The following is a 21654-nucleotide window of genomic DNA, read 5'->3' on the forward strand; positions in this document are numbered from 1 at the left end:
TCTGCGGCCCTTGATGCGCATTGTTAGCTACACAGCATGCGCCTTGTTGGCGTCTGGCTTCAAACCAAAATCGTAGTTCAAATGATAGTATGGCGTGTTCTGCATGCGCCCGTCGGGAGCTTCGCCAGAATCTTTCCGGACGAATTCGCGAATGAGCGTATCCTTGACGCCGAAGACGACATCGGAGTCGAGATACTTGTCGCCGGCGACGAATACATGGGTCACCAGTTGCTCGAAGCCAGGCGCCGAGATCATGAAGTGAACATGGGCAGGTCGCCACGGATGACGCCCCTGAGCCGTGAGCATATCGCCGACCGGCCCGTCATGCGGGATCGGATAGGCTGCCGGCTTGATCGACCAGAACCGGAAACGGCCCTCGGCATCGGCACGAAACCGCGCCCGCATCGCCAGATCGCCGATCTTGTCGAGCTGCTGGACGTCATAGTAACCGTCGTCGTCCGAGTGCCAGACGTCGATCGTGGCGTTTGCGATCGGCTTGCCGTCCGGTGTCGAGACCGAGCCTGTCACGATCATCGGATCGCCCTCCATGCCGCCGGAGATATCGTCTCCAAGCTTCTTCTCCGGAGCTGCCTGGACAAAGAACGGCCCGAGCACGGTCGTGTCCGTCACGCCATCCTCGGCGCCATGATTGATGGCATCGACCAGCATCGACACGCCGAGCGTATCCGAAAGCAGGATGAACTCCTGGCGCTTATCGTCGCACATGTGACCGGTGCGCGTCAGGAATTCGATGCCCTGCTCCCATTCCCGCTGGGTTGGCCGAACCTCCCAGACGAAGGCATGCAGATGACGTACCAGCGCCTCGCTGATCTGCCTGATCCGCGGCTGTCCGGCATCCGTGATGCGATCCAGTACCGCGTCGGTAATGGTGTTCTCGTTGAAATTCCGCATGGCCTTTCCTCACCCAAGCTTCGGCTCGCCGAGACCCGAAAGTCGCTCGACGTAGCGCACGGTGGCAATGAAGTCGGATTCGCCATCGCCCTGTGCAACAAGCGATCCGTAGATTTCCCGCACCTGCGCTGCGAGTTGCAGCGGCACGCCGACGTGATGGCCGGCGCCGATAATGAGGTCGAGATCCTTGGCCATCTGGCGGCACGAGAAAGTGGAATCGAAGTTGCGCGTGGCCAGCGGCGGCGTCTTGTACTTGACCATCGGCGAGGCGACCGCGCTGTCGTCCAGGACTTTGAGGATATCAGGCCAGGAGATCCCACCCTTGCGCGCCAGCGCGAGGCTTTCGGCCATCATTCCGGCGGACACCGCGATCATCAGGTTGACCGCGAGCTTGGCAAATCGCGCCTCTTCAGCCACGCCGAGATAGGTTTGCGCGCGGGTGAACGTCGCCAGCACCGGCTGAACCGCATCGAACGCGTCGCGCGGCCCGGACACGAAGCAGGTCAGCGCGCCGGTATGCGCGATGGCTGCGTTGCCGGACACCGGAGCGCGCAGATAGGCCACGCCCCTTGCCTCAGCCGCGACACCGACTTCAGCCGATATTTCGGCACTGACCGTGCTCGTCTCGATCAGAATCGCACCACGTGTCAGCTTGTTCAGCAGCCCGTCAGGCCCGAGCAACACCGCCCGCAGCGCCGTATCGTCTGGCAGCGATGTGAAGATGATGGAGTGGTTCACCGCAGCGTCTGCGGCCGAGCTGGCGGTCTGAAGCCCAAGCTGCCGTGCCAACACCATGCGCTGCTGGCCCGGGTCGTAACCGGTGACGCGGATACCGGCCTCCACCATACGGCCCGCGATCGGCAAGCCCATCTTGCCAATACCGATCCAGGCAACGGCCTGTGCTTGATCCTTGGACGGAACTGTCATGCCGCTCTCTCCTGACGTTCGATCTCAGAGACGATGCGCATGCCTGATCGCTCGAGTTCATTCTTCTTGTGATCGAGGTTCTCCGCCAGCAGGCGTCCGCCTCGCTTGCGCCAGACGCCGTCGATCATGACCGCCTCGACATTGGCGATGCTGGACTGCATCAGGACCGTGGAAACCGGGTCATGGACCGGCCAGAGGTTAAGGTCGGTGGCATTGATGACGACCAGATCCGCCTTCTTGCCTGGTGTGAGCGAGCCGATACTATCCTCACGCCCGAGCATGCGGGCGCCCTCGATGGTGATCCAGCGCAATGCCTCACGCGTCGTGATCGTCGTGGCGGCGGGGATGGCGCCCGTGGCCTGCCGACTCTCGGCGTTGTCCAGCGCACGCTGCATCGACAGCGCGATGCGACCCACGTTGAACATGTCGCCGGGCAGGACCGATTCCAGATCGACGCCAAGCGATGGCCGTGATCCCAGCTTCAACAGCCGCCCGGTGATCGGGTAGCCGTGGCCCTGATTCATCTCGTTTTCCGGGGTGACCGAGAACGACACGCCGAGATCGACAAGCTGGCGCAGCAGATCGTCCGGCAGATCGTTGCCGTGCACGATGTTGATGCCGGGACCGACGAGACCGGCTGCGATCAGCCTCGCCCAGCCCCCTGGCGTCTTGGCCGGGCCTCCGCCCTGATGCATCGAGGCAATCAGGTCGAACTCACGCGCCAGTTCGAAATCATGGATGGCAACATCCATGGTCGAGTAATGTGGACCAAGAATCGCGAGCCCGAGCGTGACGCGGTCGCTGCGGTTGGACAGTGCCCCTGCCAGGAAGCGCTCGACCTCGTGGCGCGGATGCGGAACCTCGGAGAAGTGCGGCTGCCCAGGCGCCGCCTCCGGTTTCGGCGAGCCGTGGAAGAAGGCGGCACGGATGCCGCTTTCCTTCAGCGCCGCGACGGCGCTATCACTATGCGCAGGTGTTGGGTTGTTGTGACACCAGTCGACCAGCGTGGTGGTACCGCAATTGATCTGGTTCAGCGCCCCCATCAGCGTGCCGATATGGATATCCTCGGGACGGAAGACCGTGGCCAGTCCTGCATGCATGCGTCGGAAATATTCCGGCAGCGTCCAGTTCGCGGAGAAGCCGCGCAAGGCAGTCTGCCACGTATGCATATGCGCATTGACGAGGCCGGGAATGACGATGCGGCCACGACCATCGATGATCTCCGCATCACCCGCATCGAGGCCCGGCCGGATGTCAACGATGCGATCACCCTCCACCAGCAGGTCCGCCAGCGTAAGATCGCCAATCGCATCATCCATCGAAAGGATCGTCGCGGATTTGATGAGCGTGCGCATCGCCGTCATCGCACTGTTTCCTCAACGACAGGAGGCTCGCCCGCCCAGGCCCGCGCGATCAGATCGCGGATGGCATCGCGTTCCAGCGGCCGCGGATTCCAGTAGGCATTGCTGACGGCAAGATCGGCGGCGCGCTCGATGCCGTCCTTCGGCATTCCCAGATCGCGCAGCGCGACTTTGGCGCCGAGGCCCTGCGTGAGATCGAACAATCCCCGCGCGGCCTGTCCGGCGCCAAGTGCGCGCGCGACACGAGCTGCTGCGACCGGCACAGCGGGAGCATTATAGGCCATCGCATGCGGCAGGATCACCGTATGGGTCTCGGCATGCGGCAGATTGAACGTGCCGCCCAGCGTATGGCAGAGCTTGTGGTGCAGCCCCATGCCGACGGCGCCGAGACAAGCCCCGCACAACCAGGCGGCACGCAGGGCATCATCGCGCGCCGTCGCGTCGTCCTCACCACCCGCGAGCTTCGGCAGCGCGCCGGCGAACAGGCGGATACCCTCTTCCGCCATCAACGACACGACCGGATTGGCATCGCGCGCATAGAGTGCTTCGACAGCGTGAGCGATTGCATTGACGCCCGACGTCACCGCAAAGGCAGGCGGCAATGTGCGCGTCAGATCGACGTCATAGATGACCGTTTCGGGAAGTATCTTCGGGCTCGATTGCGTGGTTTTCAGTCCCTCGCGGGTTTCACCGAGGATCGGCGTCATCTCGGACCCGGCATAGCTGGTCGGCACGACGATCTGCGGCAGGTCCGTCCGCAGCGCGATCGCCTTGCCGAGCCCGATGGTCGACCCACCACCCACCGCGACGATGCCGTCCGCCTGGAGCAACCTGACCTGCTGCATTGCAAGTTCGGTCACATCAACCGGCGTATGCATCACGGCGCCCGCATAGACGCCCGCCGCGCGGTTACCGATCAGAGCGGCAATCTGCTCGCCGTGAGATTTTTGCTGGGCTGTGGTCAGAACCAGCACGCGCTTGACGCCGAGTCGGTCGAGCTCGGCGGCAAGATCTGCCAGCCGCCCCGAGCCGAAGACGACCCGCATGGGCGCCGCCTGATAGACGAAGCTCTCCACCATTTCCATCCCTGATCGTCGACGCCGTTAGGCGCGTCTTTGCTGCGTTGCATCAAGAAGTGCCGCAGAGTTTCGCTACCATTGTTCTCGTGCACACGTTTGTCAAGAAACTCTGCACACGTTTGTCATCCTGTGCAAGATGAGGCATTCTCACGTGATCGTTAGCGGACACGATGATGCGCGCGAGCAGCTGGATGGCGATGCCCAAAAAAACCAAGAACACCAAGAACACCAAGAAGTCATCCCCCGCCCTTCAGGAGCGGTCGTCGCGCAAGACGATCATTGATGTCGCGAAGTGCGCCGGAGTTCATTGGTCGACCGTTTCGCGCGGTCTCAATCCCGAGAAACGGCACCTGATCTCGCCGGAGATGATCGAACGCGTCGAGGCCTGCGCGAAGAAACTCGGCTACCGCGCGAATGCCATGGCATCGGCACTCCGCACGCAAAGGTCTCGTACCGTTGGCGTCATCGTTTCAAATCTGGGCGACCCCGTGCATCCGCCAATTGTTCGCGCGATCGAAGACAGCTTCGCCGAGATTGGATATGTCACGATCGTCGGCAATACCGACAACCATCCGCTCCGGCAGGCCGCGCTGATCGATCGTTTCATCCAGCAAGGCGTCGAGGGGCTGATCGTCGCGACCTTCGAGCGAAACGATCCTGGTATCGCGGCCTGCGTCGAGGCCAATATCCCCGTCGTCGCAGTATTTCGCGATCCTGAAAGCGAATTCATTCCGAGCGTCCGGGTCGATGACGCCAAGGCAATGGAACTGGCGGTCCATCATCTCGCCGAACATGGACACAGGCATATTGCTCATGTCGGCGGCCCTCAGAATGTTTCGACGGGCTATCACCGCTATCGCGGCTTCCGGCGCGCTTGCAAAGCCTTGGCTCAAGACGGAGTTGTGCCAACGGCCGTTTTCGGTGAGGCCTTTACGGTCGAGGAAGGCCAGTTCGCATGCGAACGTTTGCTGGCGGAGAACCACGATATTACGGCGATTGTGGCGGGCAACGACATGCTGGCCGTGGGTTGCCTTCGGCACATGAGAAACAGGGGCATTTCGTGTCCCGGCAGCATCTCGCTGGTCGGCATGAACGACATGCTTTTCATGGATGCGATCGCACCGGCGCTGACGACTATCAGTACGCCGACTGCGGAGCTGGGAACGCAGGCGTCTCACATCCTTATTGCGATGATCAAGGGGACGCCGGTTCAGAACGATCGGATCGTGCTGAAGCCGGTTTTACTCGCACGGGATTCTGTCGCTGCGATCAAGCTGCCGGCCAGGACACGCCCGTCAGATTTTTCTGACGCGGCCAAAGGAGAAGTCAGAATACGGTCCCGACAAAGCTGAGCGAACCTGATACCCTCTGCGGCGGTGGCATCGAAAGGCGCCTGCGACTGATCCGAATTTGCCGTCCAAGAGAACGTTCGCAACACGCGAGGCCCACTATCCCCCTCGGCATGCAGCCATCAGCCGCGGAGCGCTTTTCCGTTCAGCCGCCAAAGCTTTTCATCACTGGTCGATACCGCGACAGCACCGTTCTTGATGGCATCCAGCACATGACCGCGATCGCAAATGAAGCCTGATGCGATGATCGGCGGCATTGCTTTTCGATGCTGGGCGGGCACGTAGGACAGCATCGGCGCCGGCATCAGCTGCACAAGATTGGGCTCGCTCTGCCCGAGGGCGGCCACGCTCCTCGGAAAGGTCGAGCGATCCGTCACGAAGACTTTCTGGATAGCAACCAGCCCTGATTTCTTCGCGCGCTGAATGGTCGCCACCCGCGTCGAGACGACGCCTTTAGCGCCGATCTCGACGAGATAGTCGATGCCGCCCTTGTCCTGCGACAGACCATCGGAGCTGTCGATATTCACGACAGGATACTTGTCGGCATCGACAAGTGCCTTGATGACCGCCCCGAGCTTTCGCAACTCGAAATTGGCAACGATCGCTATCTCCGCTTCGCCGCCGAGGAATTCCTCGACGAGCTCGGCGCCATAAAGCGTTGCAATCACGGGGTGCCTTGTCAGGCGCAAGGCCAGAGATTTGTCCATGGCCTCAATCTAAAGTTACGCGTTGATTTTGTCACTCAATCCGAGTTTCCCGGGATTTAGGATATTCTTCGGATCGAAGGCCGCCTTTACCGTTTCGAGCACCGAAAATGCCGAGCCCAACGAATCCGCCATATAGGGCGCGCGAAGCAGGCCGACGCCGTGATGGTGACTCAACGTCGCTTCATATTTGATGATGACGGCGTTGGCCGCATCCCACGCCTGACGGTACCACTTTTGCCGGTTTTCCACCTCGACCTCGCCGCGCAGCGAGAAGTAGAGACAGGCACCATCGACATAGGCATGCGACTGATGCGCCGAACCGGCCAGCGTGCCTGGAACGGCATTGATGGCCTTGACGACCTCGTCATAGATCGCGGGCAGATCGCGCCATGGCCCGATCATTTCCAGGGTGTCGGCAACGAAGCCCGGGCTTGGCGTGAAGCCTTCCGCGCTCTTGCCCGTGAGATAGCGGGTGTCGAGCCAGCGCTCGAGGATCGCCTCGCTGCCCAGTTTGTCGCCGAGCTCTGCGCAAGCTGTTTCGCTGATCGCCATCACCGCATCGACCATCTCGGGCGCGCCCTCATCGGCGATCAGCAGCACATTGCTCTTCGGCATGCCGAACTGGACGCCGCTCTCAAGCTCGTCATAGAGCCGCAGCGCTGCCGGATTGGCCCCGCGCTGCATGATCTGCCGGCAGGCTTCGAGGCCGACCGCGAAGGTCTTGAAGCTATAGGCGATGGCACGGCCGTAGTCCGGCAGCCTGTGCAGCTTGAACCGGATCTTCACGACGACGCCCAGCGTGCCTTCCGAACCGATGAACAACTGCAGCAGATCCGGCCCGACGGCTGCGCGCGAATAGCCGCCGACGGTAATCAGCCGACCATCCGCAAGCACGACGTCCATGCCGAACACCATATCCTCGATTTTGCCATAGCGCGTGGAGAGCTGTCCGGCTCCACGGCAAGCGACCCAGCCGCCCACGGTGCTGATGCCGAAGGACGACGGCCAATGGCCCATGGTCATCTTGTAGTCGCGCTGGATCGTGTTCTCGAAGACGTCGCCGAACATGCCGGCCTCGACCTCGACGATCTGGCTCTGCTCATCGAAGCCAATGAGCTTGCTGAGGTCACAGAGATCCAGCACGATACCGCCGCGGACTGGCAATGCGGCGCCGGTAACGTTGCTGCGCCCCGCGGAAACCGTCACGGGGATGCCGCCGTCATTTGCGATCCGCATCACGCTTTGCACCTGCGCAACGGACGACACGCGGACGACGACCGCGTTCGGCGTTGCCGGCTTCCCGGCAGTTTCGGTCATCATCGATCCCGCCCACCAGTCGCGGGTCCAGGCCACAACATCGGGCGTCTCGGTGATGACGTGGTCCGCCGCCTTGCGCAGCGCCGCAATGATGTCGGGACCGACGGCGACGGGATCGCGTTGCAAACCGGGCGTTGACGACGTCTCCTTGACGCGCGCGACATAGGCCGGTGGCGTATGCGCGCCGACAACGTATTTGCCGCGATTGTAACCGCGACGGATGGCATCTTTGCTCAGCATTTTCTACTCTCCCAGAAGAATGGATTTCTCGCGCGCAACACCGGCCGTGTAGTCGGCTACCTGTTGCGCAACAATCTGTTCGGACAGTCCCAGTTCGGACTGCAGGATCCGGCCGACGCGCACGGCCGCGCACGCCGATGAATCGCGTGCATTCATGCGGGCACGCATGCGGCGCGACAGCACGTCATCGACGGTGCCGGCCATCTCATGGCGCACCGCATAGATCACCTCGGCCTCGCTATGCGGCAGGCCTTCGACGATCGGCACGGCAGAGGCAGGATCGGCCTGAAGGATATCGCTGACGAAGCGCGCCTCGGTGCCATAGCGCTCGCCGAGATGTGCCTGCATACCGCCTGTGGCGGTGATGGCTTGCGCGTCATAGCCGGCGGCGCCGAGCAGATAGGCCTTCTTGGTTTGGCACTTCCCGCTCTTCTCGATCACTTTCTGCGCGGCGTCGATGGTCTGCTCGGCCATATGCCGTGAAGTCGTCAGCTTGCCGCCGACGATGGTGATGAGTCCGTCATCCGCGATCTGGATCTTGTGATTACGCTTGATCTCCAGCGTCTTGCCACCGGGCGGCGCGACCAGCGGCCGGCATCCTGCGATACTGCCAACGGCGTCTTCGGGTCCCAAATCCGTCTTTAGTGCCGACCGGGCACCTTCGAGCAGGAAGTCGAGTTCCTGGCGCGTGCAATGCACGTCATCGAGATCGCCCTGATAGTCCTCATCGGTCGTGCCGAGATAGGAGACGTTGCCCCAGCGTGTGATCGTGGCGCGCCGGCTGCGGCCGGGCACCGGGATCGTCACGGTGCAGTCATTGCGGATCTTCAGCCAGGGGATGGCAACATGGACGCCCTTTGCCGGACGGATCTCCAGCTTGCGTTCCTCGCCCTTCCTGATGCCGCTCCAGTCGCGCAGCCACACGCCGGTAGCCATGACGACGGCTGCGGCACGGACGTTGATCTCACGCCCATCGGCCTGCACGACGGCACCGGTGACCTTGCCATGATTGCTGCGGGTGATCTCGACACCCTTCGTATGATTGGCGATCGCTGCGCCGTGATAGGCAGCCGTCCGCGCCAGGTTCAGCGTCAGACGCGCGTCGTCGACGCGCGCGTCGAAATACATCAACCCTCCGATCAGGTTGTCGTCCTTGAAGGTCGGACAATGCGACAGCACCTCCGCCTTGCTGAGACGCTGATGCAGAATGCCCTCACGCCAGCCCCCGGCGAGATCATATGTCCACAGCAGACTCTCGAATGCCCGAGCGAAGCGCTTGTCGAAGACGCCGTCCTTTTCGAGGATCGGAAACAGGAACGGCAACCGCTGCACCAGATGCCGCGCGTTGCGCCGAAGCCGCTGACGTTCCAGCAACGAATGGCGCACCAGACCGAGATTGCCCTGCTCGATATAGCGCAGGCCGCCATGAACCATCTTTGACGACTTGGAGGATGTTCCCGACGCGAAATCGTCTTTCTCGACGAGCGCCACGCGGAAGCCGCGCAGGCTCGCATCCAGCGCCGCATAGGCTCCGGTCACGCCGCCGCCGATGATGAGAATATCGAAGCGATCACTCTCCAGCCGTGCCAGATGTTCGCTGCGCACGAAGGCGAAAGGCGTCACACCGGTCATTTCGGCGCGCTCGCGATTGGGTTTCAGCGATGGAAAAAAGTTCATGGTCTATAGTTCCGTCTAGTACGCCCCGAACGCTTCGGCATGTTCGAGTTCGGATTTGATACGCGCATGCCACAGCGCGCGACGTTCGGCCCGCATATCGGTCGCCATTTTCGGCTCGAAGACCTGTTCTTCAGTTGCGAATGCCTTGCTGCGCGGGATGTCGTCCCAGAACAGACCGGACGAACCTGCGAGATAGGCCACTCCCCGCAATGTCGCACGCGCCGTATTCGGCTTGCGTCGGATCGGCACGCCGATCAGATCCGCCTGCATCTGCAACAATGGATCGCTGGCCGACAAGCCGCCGCCGACGATCAGTTCGGCGACATCGACTCCCGACATGTCACGGTCGGATTCGAGACAGCTCGCGACGGAATGCGCGATCCCTTCGAGGATGGCATAGGCGACTTCGGGTCGCGTCGACGCCATCGAAATCCCGGTCAGCGATGCGCGTGCGTTGGGCTGCATGTCGGGCGTCCGCAGGCCGGTGAGCGCGGGAATGAAGGTCACGCCATTCGACGACTGGACCTCTGCGGCGAACCGGCTGATCTCTGTCGCGCTCTCGAACCAATGCAATTTCTCGCAAACCCAGTCGAGCGCGGATCCCGTCGTCGCCGCGAATGTCTCGACGGCGAATTGCGACTGACCGTTCCTGCGGCGCGCGACCATGGTCGTGGTGCCGGCAAACAGGCCCGCTTTGGCCGGCTGTTCCGGCCCGATGATCAGATCAACGAAGCTGCCGGTCCCGTGGATGCACATGGCCTGTCCGCGATCAAGACATCCGAGACCGATCGCACCGGCATGCTGGTCACCCATGCTTGCCAGAATCGGGACATCGATTCCGAGCAGCGCCGGATCGGTCCGTCCAAGATCGTCCGCATCCGAGCGCAGCTCGGGCAGCAACTCCTGTGGAAATGCGAGCGCATCGAGCCAGTCGCGTTGATAGCGATGCTCGGCCAGCACGTAGGCGCCGGCCGATGTGGCATTGGTGGGCGTCGTCACATAGATGCGATCGCGCGACAGATGCCACAGCAGCCAGGTATCGACCGTGCCGAAACACAATCGCTTTTCGGCAAAGGCCTTGGCGACCTCCGCGGTATCGCGGATGTGCCGCGCCGCCCACAGATAGGGCGAGCGAACCCCGCCTGCGCGTCCGACCTGCCTGGCAAGAGTTGCATCCCAGGCCGGAGCAAGTTTGTTCAACTCGCTGGCATAGCGCGTGTCCTGCCAGACCATGGCGGGCACAAGTGCCCGCCCGGTGTTCTTGTCCCATAACACGCTGGTCGCGCGCTGGGTGGCGATCGCCAATGCGACGATCCGCAATCCCGCCTGCCCGGCCTGCGCGATGGTCGCGCGACAGGCCGCCACAGTTTTCTCGAGGATTGCGTTCGCATCCTGCTCGACGACGCCCGGTCGCGGCGTGTCGACCTCAAGTGACAGATATTCGAGGCAAGACACGTCGCCGTCGGCGGAGACCGTCGCGGCACGGGTGCCGGACGTTCCCTCGTCGATCGCCAGGATCACGTTTTTGAGCTGACCGGTCATCAGGACTTGGACGGCTGCAGCGCGGCGCTGACAGGAGGTGCATCGTCGGCAAATTGCGGCGCGCCTGCCTCGTTATCCGGATTGATGGCGGTCCGCGTCGGATCCCACTTGATCGAGAAGCAGATGATGCTCGCGATCAGCGGAACGGCCGACAGGATCAGGAACGTATGGTTGAGACCATACCATTCACGGAACAGCGGGAAGACCAGCAGTCCCAGCGCAGCACCGATCGATCCCAAAGCACCGATCACGCCATTGGCGCCGGCGCGAAGTTCGCTGCGGAACGACAGCGACGACAGGCTCTTGCCGTTCGCGCCTGGGCCACCGGAGTGGAACAGGATGAACAGCGACGGCACGATCGCCGCCAGCCAGATCGGCATCTTGTCGCTGAACAGGCCGAGGATCAGCAGCATGACGAAGACTGCGGCAAAGCCCACGGCCGATGCGATGCGCAGCCCGAACACCCGCCCGATCGTCGGCGACAGGAAGCCGCCGAAAATGCCGAATACGTTGAACATCAGCGCACCGAGCGTCGCATAGATGAAGTCCTTGCCGAACAGCGCAGCGCTGATCAGCGGGAGATACCAGCCGACAGCGAAATACTGGATAGACTGTCCAATCTGCACCGTGGCGGCAAGGATCGTGCGCGGGAGATAGACGCCGCGGAAGATCAGCGCGACATTCGCGAAGCCGCGACGTGCCTGATTCAGGACCGGAATGCGCTCTGCGACCGAAGCAGCCACGAAGGTCTGACCGTAGATGCGGGTCATGGCCACGGCCGCTTCATCCAGACGCTCCTTGCGCGCAAGCCAGATCGGGCTCTCGACCAGGAAAGAGTACTGCAGGATCAGGATCGCAATGGCGAAAATGGCCGTCGCAGCGACCGAGTAACGCCAGATCGTGTCACCTACGTCCCATGAGAAGAACAGCAGCGCGAGTAGCAGGTTGGTACAAACCGCGGTGTACCACATCCCCTGCCAGGTATTGAGCCGGCTTCGGAGGCGCGCCGGCGTAAATTCCGCGAGCACGGCCATCGCGATTGCGAAATCGATGCCATAGGCGGCGCCGACGAAGAAACGTCCGACGATGATGGTCTCGAAATTCGACGCGAAGACCACCAGCAAGGCGCCGACGATCGCCAGCACCTTCGCAGTGACAAGAGGCGCCACACGCCCCCAGCGATCGGCCATCCAGCCACCGATCGGGTTGAACGCGATGGCGACCCAGGACGCAAAGGATGTCAGTAGAGCAACCTGCGCAGCCGTGAGCTGGAGGTTACGGGTCATCGGCCCGAGGCCTGCGCTCAAAGCGGAATTGGCGAAGGCGTCAAGAAAAAGCCCGCCGAGGGCCAGCCACCAGATGACGCCGGCACGGCCGTTGATACCAGTGCGTGAATCGATGAACGACAGGATGTCGTCCACGCCACGCAGCTTCATTGTTGTTGATTTCATTTTGCTTTCCTCCCCAGAATTTTGATCTGTAAGGGAGGTCAAAGCAAAGTATAGACGTGCAAGATGACCATCTTACAGACAGTCTTAAATCTTGCTTCTGTGCGGGCAACCTAGGGCGACCTGCTGAAGGTGTCAACGCGTCAATGCAAATTAGTTGAACGGCGCGGCGCAGACGCGCGCGCGATCCGCGAAGAGAGCTGACGTCTGATGATGACCAGCTTCGCTAGCCATGTTCGGGGATTCAGTCACGCATCAAGCCGCAGCGTTACCCGGTTACGTTCCGGCCAGCTCTACGGGAGGTCCGTATGCGTAGACGAGAATACATCGGGTTGCTCAAGCTCGTCCGGCATCGCCCACCCTTCAGCCATCAAGGCGACATGGAGCGCCGTTCGAACTTCGGGCGGCTCAATTTTCCCCAGGGTCGCCTCGTTCAAAACAGCGATCAGCTTCGCCCATCGCGGTGTAGTCTTGGCTTCGCTGTCGACGTAGCGCTGGACCCATCTAATCGCCGCCAGGAGAGAAAAGATCGTGCGGTTCTTCGCCGGGGTTTGCCCGGGTGCATCAGGCATCAATCGAATTGGCTCAAATATCATTTGTGCACAAACCCAATGCCGGCTGTTGCCTCATCGTGCCACAGGGGCAGCCACATGCAACGGGTTGGGACACGACCTCGAAGCAAAAGCACACGGCTCTGAAGTCCGCGATCAAGCGCACGCCCGCCAAACTTCATGATGCATCGGCCGGTGATCACCGATACGACGCCGATCGGCCCGCGCGGCAAGGTGTGGATCGAGACGCCCGCTTCATGAAGCAGAGCCGGCGACTGAACGACGGGCGGAACAGGATCAGCAGAAGGATGTGGCGGGTTGATTGGCGGGCTACACACTGCCCTTGAAGGCTGCCTGAAGAAGACGGGGGTGCGTGCGTCTATGTGGCGTCGGCTGGGACGGCGTGCCAGGTCGGAATGAAAACCGAAACCCGTTCGGAATGACTGGCCACCGAAATTCTAACAAATTGATTTGTTGAGATTTAATGGTGGGCGCACTAGGGCTCGAACCTAGGACCCGGTGATTAAGAGTCACCTGCTCTACCAACTGAGCTATGCGCCCGGATCCAGATCCGGATATCCCCGTGGGGACGGCGTCGTTTAGCAAAGCGATCCCGGGATGTCCAGCGACGCTGTCACAAAAAATGCACCGAATTTCGCATTCGCAAAAATGCGAAAAAGCCGCTGGGATTCAACGGCTTCTTCGTCATTGCGGCAGTGGAAAACAGCCTAGCGTCAGAGCCGTTCGGCGTCTGGCGCGGCGTCGCGGTCGAATCTGTCGCCGGGGGCGCCGGGACCGCGGTCATCATGGTCGCCGAAGCGCGGGCGATCGAAGCCGCGCGGGCCGAATCCCTCGCCTTCGAAGCTGCCGCGCTCATAGCCGGAACGCGGGCCGCGCTGGCGCCAGCCCTCCCCGCCGAAGCCGCGGCCCATATGGGTCAGCACTGCCAAACGGCGCTTCTGGCCATCGTCCAGGGTCTTGTAGAGCGGATCGGCCGCATCGGCGATCTTCTTAAGCGCCGCAGCTGTCGTGGCCATGTCGCTGGCGCGCTGCTGCAGACGGGCGACCGGATTGTCCGGTGTCTCCGGTCCCTTGGCACTGTCATCGCGATTCTTGCGCTCTTCCATCCGCGCATTGGCGCGGTCGATGCGCAGCTTGGCGAAATCGCGCACCGCGCTCTCCACCGCCGGCCACAGCTTCTCCTGGTCCGGCGTCAGCTTGAGCCCGGCCTTGACGGCAGCGATGCGCGCATCGGCGAAGGCGGCGCGGTCTTCCGGATTCATCCAGGCTTGATGATGCATCCAAGGCCGATGCTGGGCATAGACCGCGGTGGAACCGGCGATCACGGCGACAGCGGCACCGGCGAGCAAAATCTTCTTCATGGCAACCTCCTTTGGAAAGTCACCTGAGGATGATCCCGCACCGCCAGACCTTCAACTTACGCTTTGGCCATGTGGTTTCGCGATGTGTCGCCGCAATATTTACCGCCGCAATTTCGTCACAGCATCCCGAGCATGCGCGGCAGCCACAGCGAGATCTCCGGGATGAAGGTCACCGCAACGAGGAACATCAGCATGGTCAGCAGCCACGGCCACACCGCGATGGTGAGTTCCGTGATGCCCATCTTGGCGATGCCTGAAGCCACATAGAGATTGAGGCCCACCGGAGGATGGCACATGCCGACCTCCATATTGACCACCATCAGGATGCCGAGATGCACCGGATGCACGCCGAGCTTGACCGCGATCGGGAACAGGATCGGCGCGGTGATCAGCACGATGGATGAGGCCTCCATCACATTGCCGGCGACCAGCAGCAGGATGTTGACGAAGATCAGGAACGTCCACCAGTTGACGCCCATGTCGACGATCCAGGCGGTAAGCTGCTGCGGGATCTGTTCCGACGTCATCAGGAACGAGAACAGCACCGCATTGGTGATGATGTAGAGGATCATCGCGCTCATGCTGGCCGAGCCGAGCAGCACCCGGGGGACGTCCTTCAGGCCCATGTCCTTGTAGACGAACACCGCGATGACGAAGGCATAGACGGCGCTGACCGCCGCGGCTTCCGTCGGCGTGAACCAGCCGCGATAGATGCCGCCGAGCACGAGGAAGATCAGCAGCAGGCCCCAGATACATTCGCGGAAGGCCTTCCAGCGCTCGCCCCATGACGCCCGCGGCAGCCGCGGATAATCGAACTTCCAGGCGCGATACACCGTGGTGGCGCCGAGCAGCGTCGCCAGCATCAGGCCGGGAATGACGCCGGCGATGAACAACTGGCCGACGGAGGCCGAGGTGACGCGCGCGCCATCGGGGCCGAGCGCGACGCTGCCGCCGGTCGCCACCGCATAGATCACCATCACGATCGACGGCGGGATCAGGATGCCCAATGCGCCCGACGTCGTGATGACGCCGGCGCCGAACCGTTTCGGAAAGCCCTGTGCGACCATGGCGGGCAGCAGGATCGAGCCGATCGCGATCACGGTGGCCGGCGACGAGCCGGAGATCGCCGCGAACAGCGCGCAGGCCATCACGCCCGCGAGGCCGAGGCCGCCATACCAGTGCCCGACCATCGAGGTCGCGAAATTGATCATGCGCCGGGCGACGCCGCCATGGGTCAGGAAATTGCCGGCGAGGATGAAGAACGGGATCGCCATGATCTCGAAATTCTCGATCCCCGTAAAAAGCTTCAGCGCCACCGCCTCGATCGGCACCTGCGTCAGGAAGAACAGGAAGGTCAGCACCGTCAGGCCGAGCGCGATCGAGATCGGCATGCCGGTGAGCATCAGCGCAATCAGCAGCGCGAAGATAATCAGCGTGGTCATCGGACGCCCTCCGGCGTCGGACCAATCGCGGTATCGACTTCGATGCCCTCCACATGGCTGTGGTCATGATGCGGCAGATCATCGAAGCGGAAATAGCTGTAGGCGACCTGCAGGAAGCGGAAACACATCAGATAGGAGCCAAGCGGAATGCAGAGATAGACGATCCAGCTCGGCAGTTCGAGATCGGGCGATGTCTGGTCGGTCTGCGACAGACCCATCACGAAGCTCGCGCCCATGGTGCCGATGATGCCGGTGAACAGCGCGCCGCACAGAAGCCCAAACAGGATGGTGCCCTTGCGCCATTTCGGCGGCAGTTGCAGCACCAGCACATCGACGCCCACATGGATGCCGGTGCGCACGCCGTAGGCGGCGCCGAACTTCGCCATCCACACGAACATGTAGATGCAAAGTTCCTGCGCCCAGGACAAATGGATGCCGGCGAGAAACTTGTAGGCCGTCATCGCGCCGGGCAGATTGCGATACGACACCACGAAATCGGTGGTGTAGCGATGCGCCACAGCGACGAAGATCACCACCGTCGCAGCGCCGATCAGCGTCGCGATCAGGGTTTCCTCGAGACGATCGAGGATGCGTAACAAGAACCGCACGGAATATGTCCCCTTCCCCCTGGCCACCTGGCGGCGGCCTCATGGTGAGGAGCGCGCCTCCTGGCGCGCGTCTCGAACCATGAATGTCGTACCCTCACCCTTCGAGACGCGGCCCAATCAGGCCGCTCCTCAGGATGAAGTCTCAAGCTACATTGCGCCTCAATTGGTCTTGGCGTTGGCTTCCTTCTGGAACGCCGCGATCAGGTCCTTGCCGACGCGCGACGCCATGTCCGCGGTCACCGGCTCCATCGCCTTCATCCATTCGGCGCGTTCTTCCGGCTTCAGCTCGTAGAAGGTGGTGGTACCGGCCTTCTTCATGGCGACGATGGCGTCGTCGTTTTCCTTCTGCGACAGGCCGTTGGCATAGGCCGTGGCTTCATCCATCGCCTTCTCGACCTGCGGCTTCACGTCGGCCGGCAGACCGTCCCAGAACTTCTTGTTCACGATCACCGCGTAGCCGATATAGCCGTGGTTCGAGATCGTCATGTGCTTCTGCACTTCGTGCATCTTCTGGGTATAGACATTGGACGGCGTATTCTCGTTGCCGTCGACGACGCCGGTCTGCATCGCCTGATAGACTTCCGAGAAGGCCAGCACCTGCGGGATAGCGCCGATCGCGCGCATTTCGGCTTCCAGCACCTTCGACGACTGGATGCGCATCTTCATGCCCTGGAAGTCGGCGACCTTATGCATTGGCTTGTTCGAGGTCATGATCTTGAAGCCGTTGTCCCAGTAAGCGAGACCCTTGATGCCCTTGGGCTCCAGCTTCGCCAGCAGGCCCTTGCCGATCGGCCCGGTGGTGATGCGATTCAGCGCCGCCTTGTCCGGCAGGATGTAAGGCAGGTCGAACACCTCGAATTCCTTGACGCCGAGCGGGCCGAATTTGGCGAGCGACGGCGCCAGCATCTGCACGGCGCCGAGCTGCAGCGCCTCCACCTCTTCCTTGTCCTTGTAGAGCTGCGAGTTCGGATAGACCTCAACCTTCACCTTGCCATTGGTGTATTTCTCGGCGAGTTCCTTGAACTTGTCCGCGCCCTGCCCCTTCGGCGTGTTCGGCGCGACGACGTGGCTGAACTTGATGACGATGGGCGATTGAGCGGAGGCCGGACCGGCCAGCGCGAGCGCTGCGATCGACGCTGCTGCCAAAATAAACTTGCGCATGATGTTCTCCCTGTTGGTCGCGCGGAGCTGTTTCAAAAAGTCGCTGCGCTTGGATGCCACGGGCAGCTTTATCGTCATCGGCGACCAAATGCCATCGCTCCCTTCGCAGGGGTTGCAGCAAAAGCTCTACTGCAATGCAAAAAACGCGGCGTCTTGCGACACCGCGTTTCATTGCGCGTATAGGTTTTGGAAAGCGATCAGCTCGCGGCAGCAACCGTTGCCGGCATGTCGCGCTCACGCTTCATCACGATCTTGTTCAACGCACCGAGATAGGCCTTGGCCGATGCGACCAGCGTATCCGGATCGGCGGCGCGCGACGTCATCGAGCGACCTTCATGGGCCAGCCGCACCGATACTTCCGCCTGCGCGTCGGTGCCTTCGGTCACGGCGTGGACCTGATACAGCTCCAGCTTGGCCTCATGCGGCACCAGCGCCTTGATGCAATTGAACACCGCATCGACCGGACCATTGCCTTCGGCTTCCTCGATCTTGGTCACGCCGTCGACGTTCAGCTTCATGGTGGCGCGCTGCGGACCGTGGGTGCCGGCGATCACCGTCAGCGAGGTCAGCTTGATGCGGTCGTGCGACTGCGCGATCTCCTGGTCGATCAGCGCCTCGATATCCTCGTCATAGATATCCTTCTTGCGGTCGGCCAGCGCCTTCATGCGGATGAAGGCGTCTTCCATCTGGTTCTTGCCGAGCTTGTAGCCCAGCTCTTCCAGACGGTGCACGAAAGCATGGCGACCGGAATGCTTGCCCAGCACGATGGACGACTGCTTGAGGCCGACCGAGGCCGGCGTCATGATTTCGTAGGTCGATGCGTCCTTCAGCACGCCATCCTGATGGATGCCGCTCTCATGGGCGAAGGCGTTCCGGCCGACGATCGCCTTGTTGTACTGCACCGGGAACGAGGTCGCCGCCGAGACCACCTTGGACGCGCGGGTGAGCATCGTCGGGTCGATCCTGTTCCAGTACGGGAATTTGTCGTTGCGCACATTGATCGCCATCACGACCTCTTCGAGCGCCGCATTGCCCGCGCGCTCGCCGATGCCGTTGATGGTGCATTCCACCTGACGCGCACCGCCATCGATGCCGGCCAGCGTATTGGCCACCGCCATGCCGAGATCGTTGTGGCAATGCACGGAGAAGATCGCCTGATCGGAATTCGGTACGCGTTCGCGCAGAGTGCGAATGATGCGGGTGTATTCCTCCGGCGTGGTGTAGCCGACGGTGTCAGGAATATTCACCGTGGTGGCGCCGGCCTTGATGACGGCTTCGGTGATGCGGCAGAGGAAGTCGATATCGCTGCGGGTCGCATCTTCGGCCGACCATTCGACATTGCTGACCAAGTTGCGCGCGCGGGTGACGCCGGCCACCGAGGCGTCGATCACCTGCTCCGGGGTCATGTTCAGCTTGACGCGCATATGCAGCGGCGAGGTCGCGATGACCATATGCACGCGGGCACGATCACCGGCAGGCTTCACGGCTTCGGCGCAGCGATCGATGTCCTTCGGATTGACGCGGCCGAGACCGGCGATGACCGAATTCTTCGAGCGCTTGGCGATCTCGTGCACCGCCTCGAAATCGCCTTCCGACGAGATCGGGAAGCCGGCCTCGATAATATCGACGCCCATATCGTCGAGCATCTCGGCGATTTCCAGCTTCTCTTCAAAAGTCATGGTGGCGCCGGGGCACTGCTCGCCATCGCGCAAGGTCGTGTCGAAAATGAAGACGCGGTCCTTGTCGGACTTCGTGGTCGCGGTCATGGGATATTCCTTAAGTCGGGGCGCGGTCTGTGTGGGCGCCAGGGGAAGCTGATGGTCTGCGTGTCATGATCCCCTGAGTACCCAGGCCAGATGGCCCAGACGGCGCTCAGGGGCAGATAAGCAGAAGCAGCCCGCCGAGGAGGGTCGACGCCGAAGAAAGGGACAGCGAGGCAGCCGGAATCGCGTCGGGACCAGCGGCAACAGCCACTCCCCCGGAAACTCCAACCATGTCGCTGCGAATCAGCATTGCCACACCTTCAGGCCTACATCCTCGGCGCAAACCATTGATGGTTCGTTGCCGACCGGAGCCTGAGGTGGTTCTAGACGACAAATACGGGGGCCTGCAACGGCTAAGAGGGTCAGGAAGCCTGACCTAAATCCCTCCGAAAGGCGGCCGGCGCGAACGGCCAACTGGCTTACCCGGAACATCGCCAACTGGACGTTTTCCCGGCCCCCCTTTTGCCCTAAGACCGAACGGTAATGACGAGGACAGGACGATGACTTTCGCCAAGGGATTATCCGCTTTCCCGATCACGCCGATGAACACGAATGGCCGGGTCGATACGCCCGCACTCCAGCGACTGGTAGCGCCGCTGGCGGCCGCCAAGGTGGATTCCATTGGCCTTCTGGGCAGCACCGGGTCCTACCCTTTCCTCACCCGCGACGAGCGCCGCCGCGCCACAGACGCCGCCATCGCCGAGGTCAACGGACGCGTCCCCGTGCTGGTGGGTATCGGCGCGCTGCGCACCGACGAGACGATCAACCTTGCCCGCGACGCCAAGGCGGCCGGTGCTGCCGCCGGCCTGCTGGCGCCGGTGTCCTATACGCCGCTGACCGAGGATGAGGTGTTCGAGCACTTCAAGGCGGTTGCCGAGACAAGCAAACTGCCGATCGTGATCTACGACAATTTCGCCACCACGCATTTCAAGTTCACGCCCGACCTCGTCGGCCGCATAGCGCGGATTCCCGGAGTCGTGGCCGTGAAAGGGACATCGCCTGAAGCGAGCCTCGCAGCGGATCATCTCAAGCAGATGCGCGCTGCCGTGCCATCAGGCTTCTCGGTCGGCTATGCCGGTGACTGGAATTCGATGGAGACGCTGCTCGCTGGCGGCGATGCCTGGTATTGCGTGGCGGCGGGTCTGTTTCCCAAAAGCTGTCTCGCCATCACGCGCGCGGCACAAGCCGGCAATGCCGACGAAGCGCGCCGCCTCAATAGCGCGATGCAGCCGCTGTGGGATCTGTTCAAGCAATATTCAAGCCTGCGCGTGATGTATGCGGCTGCGGATATCATGGGCCTGACGGATGCGAAGCCACCACGCCCGGTGCTGCCATTGAACGATGCGGCGCAGGACAAGGTGGCCGCGGTGTTGAAGGAATTGAAGCTGAGTTAAGCCCACACTGTCATTCCGGGGCGGGATCGTCGCCAGAGGCGACGGGACCGAGCCCGGAATCTCAAAATAGGAGTCTCCCCAGCACTACTTTGGCAGATTTTTGCGATTGATGGGCGCAACTGGATTCCCGAATCAGATTTTCAATGATTCATGGGCGGTCGGCTTTTGGAGGGCCGACCATGGTGGACACGAGGTCGAAGTGGGAAGACGAGCTTGGACGCTGGCTCAAGCCATTCCTGGATCGTCGAGGTCACAAGGCCCAGCGGCGGATGGTCGAGCGGGGCACCGAGCCCTTCATTCCGCCCCGCAAAAACCGCAAGGTCCTGTACGAGTACGACCGCGCCATCTACAAGCAGCGCAACGTCGTCGAGCGCATGTTCTGCCGCTTCAAAGACTGGCGGCGCATCGCAACCCGCTTCGACCGCAACATCAAGCCTGGCCGCCGCCGACATCTGCCGGCTGTAGTGAGTCCGAACCCTAAGCCTTTCCGGGTCATTTTCGGCTCGCGACGCGGCTTTTTTCGGTACAACGGCAGTCAATTATGGACGAGAGGGCGTCACCCCATGACGAGCAAGATCAAGAAGCTGGTGTCGGTGCAATCGACCCTCGGTCACAAGGCCGCTGCCGATGCTTGCGGCTGGCAGAACGAGGTCGTGAAGACCGTGATCGCCAGCACCGCTCCCGATCCGTCGATGTCAAACGCCTATGAGGAACGCGCAGCCTGCCCGCTGTGCGAGAGCATCGGTAGCGGGGCCATCACGCCGGGGTTCAGCTTGCCGAACGGGCTTGAGTAC

The 21654-nt window shown here is 62.0% G+C and carries 17 protein-coding genes, 1 tRNA gene and 1 pseudogene; 3 read left to right on the forward strand and 16 right to left on the reverse strand.

Annotated elements, in window-relative coordinates:
- Nucleotides 1-27: 27 nt before the first annotated feature.
- The 4 genes from AC1RLZ_RS25610 to AC1RLZ_RS25625 are packed head-to-tail and all read right to left on the reverse strand — an operon-like array spanning nt 28 to nt 4279.
- Nucleotides 28-912: an intradiol ring-cleavage dioxygenase gene (locus AC1RLZ_RS25610; RefSeq protein WP_493190917.1), complete on the reverse strand. Its 885-nt coding sequence runs from the start codon at nt 910-912 to the stop codon at nt 28-30.
- Between the two features lie 9 nt (nt 913-921).
- On the reverse strand, nt 922-1839 hold the full coding sequence (locus AC1RLZ_RS25615; protein WP_493190918.1) for an NAD(P)-dependent oxidoreductase: 918 nt from the start codon (nt 1837-1839) through the stop codon (nt 922-924).
- On the reverse strand, nt 1836-3203 hold the full coding sequence (locus AC1RLZ_RS25620; RefSeq protein WP_493190919.1) for an amidohydrolase family protein: 1368 nt from the start codon (nt 3201-3203) through the stop codon (nt 1836-1838). Before AC1RLZ_RS25620 ends, AC1RLZ_RS25615 begins: the two co-directional genes overlap by 4 nt.
- Entirely contained in the window at nt 3200-4279 is a 1080-nt protein-coding gene (locus AC1RLZ_RS25625) for a maleylacetate reductase (RefSeq protein WP_493190988.1), read from the reverse strand. The genes AC1RLZ_RS25620 and AC1RLZ_RS25625 overlap by 4 nt, the downstream gene beginning before the upstream one ends.
- Nucleotides 4280-4476: 197 nt before the next feature.
- On the opposite strand from AC1RLZ_RS25625, the gene AC1RLZ_RS25630 reads away from it, so the two are divergent.
- Nucleotides 4477-5631, forward strand: a complete 1155-nt coding sequence (locus tag AC1RLZ_RS25630; protein ID WP_493190989.1) for a LacI family DNA-binding transcriptional regulator — start codon at nt 4477-4479, stop codon at nt 5629-5631.
- A 119-nt stretch (nt 5632-5750) separates the two neighbouring features.
- On the opposite strand, the gene AC1RLZ_RS25635 is transcribed toward AC1RLZ_RS25630, so the two are convergent.
- The 12 genes from AC1RLZ_RS25635 to AC1RLZ_RS25690 all read right to left on the reverse strand — a co-directional run bounded on the left by AC1RLZ_RS25635 (nt 5751) and on the right by AC1RLZ_RS25690 (nt 19469).
- Complete coding sequence (locus tag AC1RLZ_RS25635; protein WP_371423116.1) at nt 5751-6335, reverse strand: glycerol-3-phosphate responsive antiterminator; 585 nt, start codon at nt 6333-6335, stop codon at nt 5751-5753.
- A gap of 15 nt (nt 6336-6350) precedes the next feature.
- The gene (locus tag AC1RLZ_RS25640) at nt 6351-7892 is read right to left on the reverse strand and encodes an FAD-binding oxidoreductase (protein WP_493190920.1); all 1542 of its coding nucleotides are present in this window, start codon (nt 7890-7892) and stop codon (nt 6351-6353) included.
- A gap of 3 nt (nt 7893-7895) precedes the next feature.
- Nucleotides 7896-9569: a glycerol-3-phosphate dehydrogenase/oxidase gene (locus tag AC1RLZ_RS25645; RefSeq protein WP_493190921.1), complete on the reverse strand. Its 1674-nt coding sequence runs from the start codon at nt 9567-9569 to the stop codon at nt 7896-7898.
- 15 nt (nt 9570-9584) lie between these two features.
- Nucleotides 9585-11111, reverse strand: a complete 1527-nt coding sequence (locus AC1RLZ_RS25650; RefSeq protein WP_493190922.1) for an FGGY family carbohydrate kinase — start codon at nt 11109-11111, stop codon at nt 9585-9587.
- On the reverse strand, nt 11111-12562 hold the full coding sequence (locus tag AC1RLZ_RS25655) for an MFS transporter (protein WP_493190923.1): 1452 nt from the start codon (nt 12560-12562) through the stop codon (nt 11111-11113). The genes AC1RLZ_RS25650 and AC1RLZ_RS25655 overlap by 1 nt, the downstream gene beginning before the upstream one ends.
- A gap of 290 nt (nt 12563-12852) precedes the next feature.
- On the reverse strand, nt 12853-13131 hold the full coding sequence (locus AC1RLZ_RS25660) for a hypothetical protein (protein ID WP_493190924.1): 279 nt from the start codon (nt 13129-13131) through the stop codon (nt 12853-12855).
- Between the two features lie 464 nt (nt 13132-13595).
- A tRNA-Lys gene (locus tag AC1RLZ_RS25665) sits at nt 13596-13671 on the reverse strand.
- A gap of 173 nt (nt 13672-13844) precedes the next feature.
- Nucleotides 13845-14492, reverse strand: coding sequence for a Spy/CpxP family protein refolding chaperone (locus AC1RLZ_RS25670; RefSeq protein ID WP_493190925.1), 648 nt, complete (start codon nt 14490-14492; stop codon nt 13845-13847).
- Between the two features lie 116 nt (nt 14493-14608).
- A complete protein-coding gene (locus AC1RLZ_RS25675; RefSeq protein WP_493190926.1) occupies nt 14609-15934 on the reverse strand; it encodes a TRAP transporter large permease in 1326 nt (441 codons plus the stop codon).
- On the reverse strand, nt 15931-16542 hold the full coding sequence (locus AC1RLZ_RS25680) for a TRAP transporter small permease (protein ID WP_493190927.1): 612 nt from the start codon (nt 16540-16542) through the stop codon (nt 15931-15933). Before AC1RLZ_RS25680 ends, AC1RLZ_RS25675 begins: the two co-directional genes overlap by 4 nt.
- 159 nt (nt 16543-16701) lie before the next feature.
- Entirely contained in the window at nt 16702-17703 is a 1002-nt protein-coding gene (locus AC1RLZ_RS25685; RefSeq protein ID WP_493190928.1) for a TRAP transporter substrate-binding protein, read from the reverse strand.
- Between the two features lie 197 nt (nt 17704-17900).
- Nucleotides 17901-19469: a 2-isopropylmalate synthase gene (locus AC1RLZ_RS25690; protein WP_493190929.1), complete on the reverse strand. Its 1569-nt coding sequence runs from the start codon at nt 19467-19469 to the stop codon at nt 17901-17903.
- Between the two features lie 497 nt (nt 19470-19966).
- Between AC1RLZ_RS25690 and AC1RLZ_RS25695 the strand changes: the two genes are divergently transcribed.
- Together AC1RLZ_RS25695 and AC1RLZ_RS25700 are read left to right on the forward strand one after the other, a co-directional pair.
- Complete coding sequence (locus tag AC1RLZ_RS25695; protein WP_493190930.1) at nt 19967-20860, forward strand: dihydrodipicolinate synthase family protein; 894 nt, start codon at nt 19967-19969, stop codon at nt 20858-20860.
- Between the two features lie 179 nt (nt 20861-21039).
- Nucleotides 21040-21183 (forward strand): annotated as a pseudogene (locus tag AC1RLZ_RS25700) (IS701 family transposase); the annotation flags it as partial.
- Nucleotides 21184-21654 lie beyond the last annotated feature (471 nt).

The sequence above is a fragment of the Tardiphaga sp. GW822-FHT04G09 genome, assembly GCF_058800725.1.